Source organism: Streptomyces sp. NPDC127129 (assembly GCF_042671585.1).
Lineage (GTDB): Bacteria > Actinomycetota > Actinomycetes > Streptomycetales > Streptomycetaceae > Streptomyces.
Genome location: NZ_JBHXTV010000031.1, coordinates 7,318 through 13,385, shown reverse-complemented (window position 1 = coordinate 13,385; position 6,068 = coordinate 7,318). Strand labels below are relative to the sequence as shown.

Sequence of the window (6,068 nt, the reverse complement as noted above, 5' to 3'; positions counted from 1 at the left end):
TGGGAGCACATACGTCCGGCGAACTTGCTGAAGTCGTCGTCGGCGCCCCAGTGGTAGGCGCCCCACTTGCAGCCGCAGGACCTCCGATGGTGCAGTGAGGGGTGAGCAGGGCGCCGCGGCAGTCGTCGAGTGAGCCGCCGGACCGCCGCGGCCGACATCAGACGCCCTTGGCCAGCGACGCGCTGTTGGTGACGTCCCGACCGCGGGCGACGAGGCCCTTGCCGAGGGCGAGGACGGCACCGACACCACCGGCCCCGGCCGCGTACCACATGCTGCCGTCGAGCGGCTGGGTGATGACGATGCCGCCGATGGCCGCCTGGAGGAACGTGGAGAGGACGCGTTCGAGGAGGTCGCGGCCGTAGGTGCCGGCGTTCTTCACGACGGTCTCGGAGCCGGGCAGGTGGATCGGCTGGTTCATGGGCTTCCCTTCCATCAGGACTTGGGGACTTGGAGCTTGTTCCAGGTGGTCGGGCCGGGCGGCCATGCCGCCGCAGCCCCGCTGTACCCGCACTTCCTTTGCCAGGCTTCGTAGCTGTCGACGTCGGCCTGACCGAGCGTCGGGCCGGGGCCGACCTTGTACCGGCCGCAGCCGACCGCGACGAGCCGCTTCCCCATCGCCTCGAAGACCTTCGAGACCTTGCCGAGGGCGGGCCGGCCGTTCTTCACGAAGAAGGCCTCGCCCGGGTACGGCTCGCACTGCGGCGCGGCAGGCTTGGCCGGAGCAGGCGCCGACGCTGTCGGCGGCTTGGGCTTGGTGCTGGCGTCGAGCCTGGCCTGCACGTCCCGACGGAAGACGGCCATGTCGAAAGCCGCCGGGTCCGGCTTCCAATCGCTCCATTCCTTGTGGCCGATCACCGACTTGGCGGTCCAGCCGTGGGCCCGGCAGATGGCCGTCGCCCAGCGCACCGCCGCCTCGTACTGGGCGGCCGGCCATGCCGAGCCCGTCCCGCGGTCGCTCACCTCCAGCCCGTAGAAGCGCGCGTTGCCGTCCTGCGCGCCCGGCGAGCCGTCGTGCTTGTGCGGGGCCGGTGGGCGGGTGGTGTAGGACTCGGCGATAACGGCGGAGAGGACGGCCGGGTCGCCTCCCCCGGCGTGGTTCGCCCGGCCCGCGCTCGTCAGGGTCAGCGTGCCGTCCTTGGCCAGGTAGGCGTGCGCGCACGGCCCCGGCAGGTCGGCGCGGCCCGACCACACGATCTCCCCGTCCGACGGGGCTGTGCCGCCCGTGTGGTGGATCATCACGCCGTGCACGGGGCCCCATCCGTCGCCCCGGTTGCCGCGGTCGTGTGTGCGCCAGCCGGAGCGTTCCTTGGTGTCCAGGCCCTCGGCGATCAGCGCCGTCAGCATCTGACTGGCGGTAAGGGGGGTAGCCATCATCGGTTCTCCGAGCATGAGAAAGGCCCCGGCCGGTCGGCTCGGGGCGGGCAGGGAAGAGAGGGGGTCAGGCGGTGGCCGGGTCCCCGGCGGGGTCCGGTTCCTCTGGGGCCGGGCCGATCGGGACGATGTCGGTGATGGGCTGATCGCACAGCCCGCACGCGGCACGCCAGATGCCGTCCGTGTTCACCGACAGGCCAGCAACGAGGACTCTGCCGTTGTTGGGGCAGCCCTCGGTGTGGCAGACCAGCTGGCAGTCGACGTCCGGCGTCTCATACGCCTCGGCACTCATAGCACTCCCAAATGGGCGGTCAGGACGCGATGACCATCCAGTGAACGGTCACGGCCGGTGTGACAGTCGCGCGGGTGATCCAGAGTTTGATGCTGGCGTTGGTGATGTCGGTGACGCCGACGCCAGAGACGCCGTTGTTGAGGTTGTTGGTGCCCACGGACGAGTCGATGGCCGTCGCGTAGGCCCGCAGGTTCGTACCCGTGATGTTCAGCCCGGCAACGGTGAGGCTCGTGGGCGCATTGGCAGCGGACGGGGTGATGGTGGCGGTGCCGGTGACGATGTTGCTGGCCGTGAGCACCCCCTGCACGGACGCGCGGGGGTTGGTGCCACCGGGGCCGGACTCCAGGGCAAGCAGGGCCCTGCGGTCCCCGGCTTCCACCGCCCCTGACGCGAGGGTCAGGACGGAGGACTGGGCCGTGTCGTAGTCGACGCTCGCCGGGACCGCCACCAGGCCGTCCTCGACCGGACGGAATGTGAGGCGGCCGTCGCTGAGCCGGGCGGACTGCCTGCCGCCGCGGGTCCACAGCCCGGCACCGCCGCCGCCGTCCGTCCCGAGCTCGGCGAGGACCGTCCCGTCCCCGGCGTACAGCCGCAGCGTTCCGACGGCCGCCGACGACAGCCGCCGCGCGGCCCGCAACTCTCTGACTTGCCGCTCCAGATCCTGGACCCGGCGGGCCAGACTCGTCGCGTCGGCGGGTAGCTGGTCCAGTTGGCGTGGCATTCAGCCCTCCTCTACCAGGATCGGCCGGACCCGGTCCGCGCCCGGCTCCAACTCCCACGCCCAGCAGCGGGCCACCACGTCGGCGCCGGCCGGATGTCGCCTTGAGGACTCGATGCTCAGCCGGATCGAGTCGCCCAGTGCCCAGTCCCTGCCGAGCCGCGGGCACGCGGAGGCAACCCCTTGAATGCTCCACACCTGCGCGCCCTGCGCCATCAGCGCGAGTTCCTTGGCCGCGTTGCCGTCCAGCTGGTCCGGGTCGGTGACCCCTGTTGCGGGGGTGAAGCGGTATTCCCAGATCGGCCAGCCGCCCGCGATGAGTTGCGTCGCTTCCCGCGGCGGTGAGGTGAGCCGGTCCGGTCCTTCGCCCTCACCGCGGGCGATAACACGGGTCGCGCCCTTGCCCCGCTCGTAGGACTCGCTCAGCGTGTACTCGGCCACGCCTCCCGGGTAGTCGAACACGGCCTCGGGCTCGGCGGCTTGGGTGCCGATCGTGGAGCGGATCCGGACGGGGAACACGAACCCGTCATGCCTGCTGTTCCAGACGGCATCCACCGTCCACTCGGGCCCGCCGTCCAGGCCCATCACCTCGGTGAGGCAGGACAGGATGGTCTTGTCGTCGCCGTCGCTGGTCAGGTAGTCGATGGCCGTGCCGGTCGGCACGGCGTCGATGACGAGGGGTGGGCCGCCCGCCAGCGCGGGCGTGATCAGGTTCGCGCAGACGGTCGCCTGGTCGACGGTGAGCATCGTCTGCGTGCCCGGGTAGCGGGCGTCGAGGTAGGCCTCCAGGGTGGCCGCCCCGAGCTGCGCGGTGCTGGCGCTTCCGGCGTCACGTGGCAGGGCGGCGCCCGCCCATACGGGAATGTCGGTGGCGGTGTCGACGGCCACGATCAGAGACCGTCCTGGTGCCGTCGCCGATTCCCAGTCAGCGGGGGCGCCGTCCAGTGCCAGCTCGAACTGGAGCGTGGTCTGCGCTCCCAGCCTGCGGGACAGGGCCCCGGTCGGTTTGAGCGAGGGCAGGTCCTCCACGATGCCGCCGGTGCGCAGATCACAGCCGTACCAGGCGAGTTCGACGGCGGTCACGACAGCGGGTACCGGATGCCGCGCAGGGTGAACCAGACCGCTTCCGTGTTGCCTGCGTCCTGGCCGCCGAGGCTGACGGTCCCGTCCGGGTTGAAGTTGACGAGCATGGAGTGGACGACGGACGAGGAGTTGGAGACTCCGGTGATGCTCGTGACGTTGCGGGCGACGACGACGGTCGCCCGGTACGTGGGCCGCAGCGCCGCAGCCAGGGCCGCATTCAGGATGTTCACGGTCTGGGCGCCAGCAGTGCGGTTGGCGCCGCCGTCCCACTCAATGTACGTGGTGCCTCGGTCGACGTACGTCCGGTACCGGATGGGCCCGTTGCCGTTCCCGTTCGTGGCGTTGCCCTGCGCGTAACCGGTGCCCAGCGTTGGAGTGGTCCAGCCGACGGTGTCGACCTTCTGCATCGTCTCCCACGCCGTACCGGTCCAGCGTTGCAGGTTCGTACCGTTGTCGCGGTACTGGCCGACGTAGAAGCCGGCGGCACTGGCGTCCGGCACGATGCCGCCAGCCGCCACTGTCACCGGCGTGACCGTGTTGTTGACGCTGGGGGAACCGCCGCCGACTGCCGGCACCGTGATGTGCGCCAGCCGCATATAGATCACGGTTCCCGACGGAGTCGGCGCGCTCGGCGTCGATGACGGAGTGCCCGGCAGGTACACCACGTCAGCCTTGGCCTGCCCAGATCCGTCGACGGCGTTGTCCCACACGCGCAGGTACACCAGGTCGATGCGGGACAGTGTCGCGTGCGCCGCGTCCAGGGTCAGGTTGGACGTGGACGTCATGGCGACCCGGTAGACGCCCTGCTCGGCGTAGTAGAGGCTCGCAATGCCGGTGCCTACGGTGATCGTGGTACCGGACACCGTGACGGTGAAACCGCCCGAGCCGGGGAGGATGCCCGTGCGGGCGCCGAGTGGGTGGCTGCCGTTATTCATCACCATCAGCGAGTCGATGCGACGCGCACGCATGGCGTCGACGGGAAGGCCGTCGATCCAAGAGGGGTTGACCGCGACCATGGGCGGCCTCCTTTCATATCCAGGCGGAACGCCAGCGGGCCGTCAGAAGAGCGCTGGCGCTGTAGGACTGGGCCCGGAACTGGACAGCAGCGGCGGCCCTGGCGGGGATGAGGGGCCAGCCGCTGGGGACCGTTAGGAAGCGGCGGCGGGACGCGCTGTTGTTGATGCGGCACGTCTTGGCGTCCGTGTCGATGACGAGCTGGTCGCCGGTGTACAGGTCCTGCGAGTAGATCAATGGCAGGACCGACCCGTCGGGCATCTGCGTGATGATCTGTGGCCCGGTCACTGGGCCGGTGATGACGAACACCGGGCGCGTGCCGAACGTGCCAGCGTTGGTAGCCATGATCTCTCCGGACACCGTGACCGCGTTGCTGGTCAGAGGTGGTGTCAGCGGCGGGGTCAGGCCGCCCGTGGTGAACGGCAGGCCAGCCGTGCCCGACTGCAGCGTGGTGGAGTAGCGGCGCGGGTCGGCGGCCGTCACCATCACCGAGTACGTCGCCCGCGTGTCGGTGATGTACTGCATCAGCGGCTTGCCCGAGCGGCGAACCGTGGCCTGCTTCGGGATGGTCTCCCACACCGTCAGCAGCGTGTCCGTCAGCCCGGCCGCCACCCGCAGCCGCTCCATCGCCTCCTCCAGCGCGGCCTGCGACGGGGCGACGATCGTCCCGCCGAGGGTGATCGGTCGGGCGCCGAGGTAGACCGGGCCCGCCCAGGCCCCGTGGTCGCCCTCGCGGTCGGTCATCTCGCTGCGGAGGTCCGGGGAGTCCCAGCCCTCCAGGGTCTGCAGGCGCCAGGCCACCCCGTCGCCGTCGACCGTGCCCAGGTCGACGCCGCCCAGGGTGGCCCGCAGACCGTCCAGGACGGCGCCCGGCGTGTTCGGCATCCGTGCCTCCTTCTCAGCCGACGAACGACATGTGCCGGGCGACGTCGTGCGCCTGCTCGGCCGTGGACTGCTTGGCGCCGTACAGGTTCACCGTGATCTGCTTCGTCGCCTCGCGGGCGGCGGCGGCCGTGGACGGTCCCGGCCCGTACCGGCCGGCGGGCACCAGCTGGTAGCCCATCGCGGACGCCGTCTTGGCCAGCAGCGCCCGGGAGCGGGCGCTGCTGTTCCACGGGATCCACGACTCGACGTCTCCGGCCTCGCCGCCGAGGACCATCGTGGGCCGGGTGAGGATCCCGCCGGCGGCCATGGCCTTCCCGCCCTGCTGCACCCACTGCCGGACGAAGACGTCCTTGTTCGCGGACGGCAGGCTGCTGATCTGGGCGGTCATCTTCGGGACCAGGGCGCGGATGGTGGCCACGTCCAGGCCCGCCGCGATCAGGTCGGCGAAGCCTCGGCCGTTGCCGCCGCGCAGCGTGGTCAGCAGGGTCAGCGCGTTCGCGAGGTCCTCGCCGGTGAGCGTGGACTGCGCCGTGCCGACCGCCTTGTTCGCTGTCGCAGCGGCCTTGCTGTCGCTGGCGGCCTGGTGGGCGAGCGTCATGGCGTTGGCGTCGCCCTGCGCGGCGAGGGCCTGGGCGAGATCGCCGAAGCCCTGCGCGGCCAGCTTCTGGAGGTCGGCCGCGAATTGCTGGCTCTCCTTGGTTGACG

9 protein-coding genes (1 of these 9 running past the window's edge) are annotated in these 6,068 nt (G+C 71.0%); all 9 read right to left on the bottom strand.

What is annotated here, in order from left to right:
- Nucleotides 1-157 precede the first annotated feature (157 nt).
- Entirely contained in the window at nucleotides 158-418 is a 261-nt protein-coding gene (locus ACFVGW_RS35310) for a hypothetical protein (protein ID WP_375847219.1), read from the bottom strand.
- 14 nt (nucleotides 419-432) lie between these two features.
- The gene (locus ACFVGW_RS35305; RefSeq protein WP_375989042.1) at nucleotides 433-1,344 is read right to left on the bottom strand and encodes a peptidoglycan-binding protein; all 912 of its coding nucleotides are present in this window, start codon (nucleotides 1,342-1,344) and stop codon (nucleotides 433-435) included.
- Nucleotides 1,345-1,438: 94 nt separating this feature from the next.
- Nucleotides 1,439-1,663, bottom strand: coding sequence for a hypothetical protein (locus tag ACFVGW_RS35300; protein ID WP_375847217.1), 225 nt, complete (start codon nucleotides 1,661-1,663; stop codon nucleotides 1,439-1,441).
- A gap of 19 nt (nucleotides 1,664-1,682) precedes the next feature.
- A complete protein-coding gene (locus ACFVGW_RS35295) occupies nucleotides 1,683-2,384 on the bottom strand; it encodes a hypothetical protein (RefSeq protein ID WP_375989039.1) in 702 nt (233 codons plus the stop codon).
- Nucleotides 2,385-3,464, bottom strand: coding sequence for a hypothetical protein (locus ACFVGW_RS35290; RefSeq protein WP_375989036.1), 1,080 nt, complete (start codon nucleotides 3,462-3,464; stop codon nucleotides 2,385-2,387).
- Nucleotides 3,461-4,480: a hypothetical protein gene (locus ACFVGW_RS35285; RefSeq protein ID WP_375989033.1), complete on the bottom strand. Its 1,020-nt coding sequence runs from the start codon at nucleotides 4,478-4,480 to the stop codon at nucleotides 3,461-3,463. Before ACFVGW_RS35285 ends, ACFVGW_RS35290 begins: the two co-directional genes overlap by 4 nt.
- Before the next feature lie 13 nt (nucleotides 4,481-4,493).
- Entirely contained in the window at nucleotides 4,494-5,363 is an 870-nt protein-coding gene (locus tag ACFVGW_RS35280; protein WP_375989029.1) for a hypothetical protein, read from the bottom strand.
- A 13-nt stretch (nucleotides 5,364-5,376) separates the two neighbouring features.
- Nucleotides 5,377-5,961, bottom strand: a complete 585-nt coding sequence (locus ACFVGW_RS35275) for a hypothetical protein (RefSeq protein ID WP_385854863.1) — start codon at nucleotides 5,959-5,961, stop codon at nucleotides 5,377-5,379.
- Nucleotides 5,958-6,068: the final stretch of a phage tail tape measure protein gene (locus ACFVGW_RS35270; protein ID WP_385854862.1), read on the bottom strand. The gene runs 3,390 nt beyond the window's last position; 111 of the gene's 3,501 nt are visible here — the last part of the coding sequence; its start codon lies off the right edge, out of view; its stop codon occupies nucleotides 5,958-5,960. The genes ACFVGW_RS35275 and ACFVGW_RS35270 overlap by 4 nt, the downstream gene beginning before the upstream one ends.

Coding starts and splice junctions, on each gene's coding strand:
- ACFVGW_RS35280 (WP_375989029.1), bottom strand. CDS start 5,363: ATGCCGAACACGCCGGGCGCCGTCCTGGACGGTCTGCGGGCCACCCTG.
- ACFVGW_RS35300 (WP_375847217.1), bottom strand. CDS start 1,663: ATGAGTGCCGAGGCGTATGAGACGCCGGACGTCGACTGCCAGCTGGTC.
- ACFVGW_RS35275 (WP_385854863.1), bottom strand. CDS start 5,961: ATGACGCTCGCCCACCAGGCCGCCAGCGACAGCAAGGCCGCTGCGACA.
- ACFVGW_RS35285 (WP_375989033.1), bottom strand. CDS start 4,480: ATGGTCGCGGTCAACCCCTCTTGGATCGACGGCCTTCCCGTCGACGCC.
- ACFVGW_RS35295 (WP_375989039.1), bottom strand. CDS start 2,384: ATGCCACGCCAACTGGACCAGCTACCCGCCGACGCGACGAGTCTGGCC.
- ACFVGW_RS35310 (WP_375847219.1), bottom strand. CDS start 418: ATGAACCAGCCGATCCACCTGCCCGGCTCCGAGACCGTCGTGAAGAAC.
- ACFVGW_RS35305 (WP_375989042.1), bottom strand. CDS start 1,344: ATGCTGACGGCGCTGATCGCCGAGGGCCTGGACACCAAGGAACGCTCC.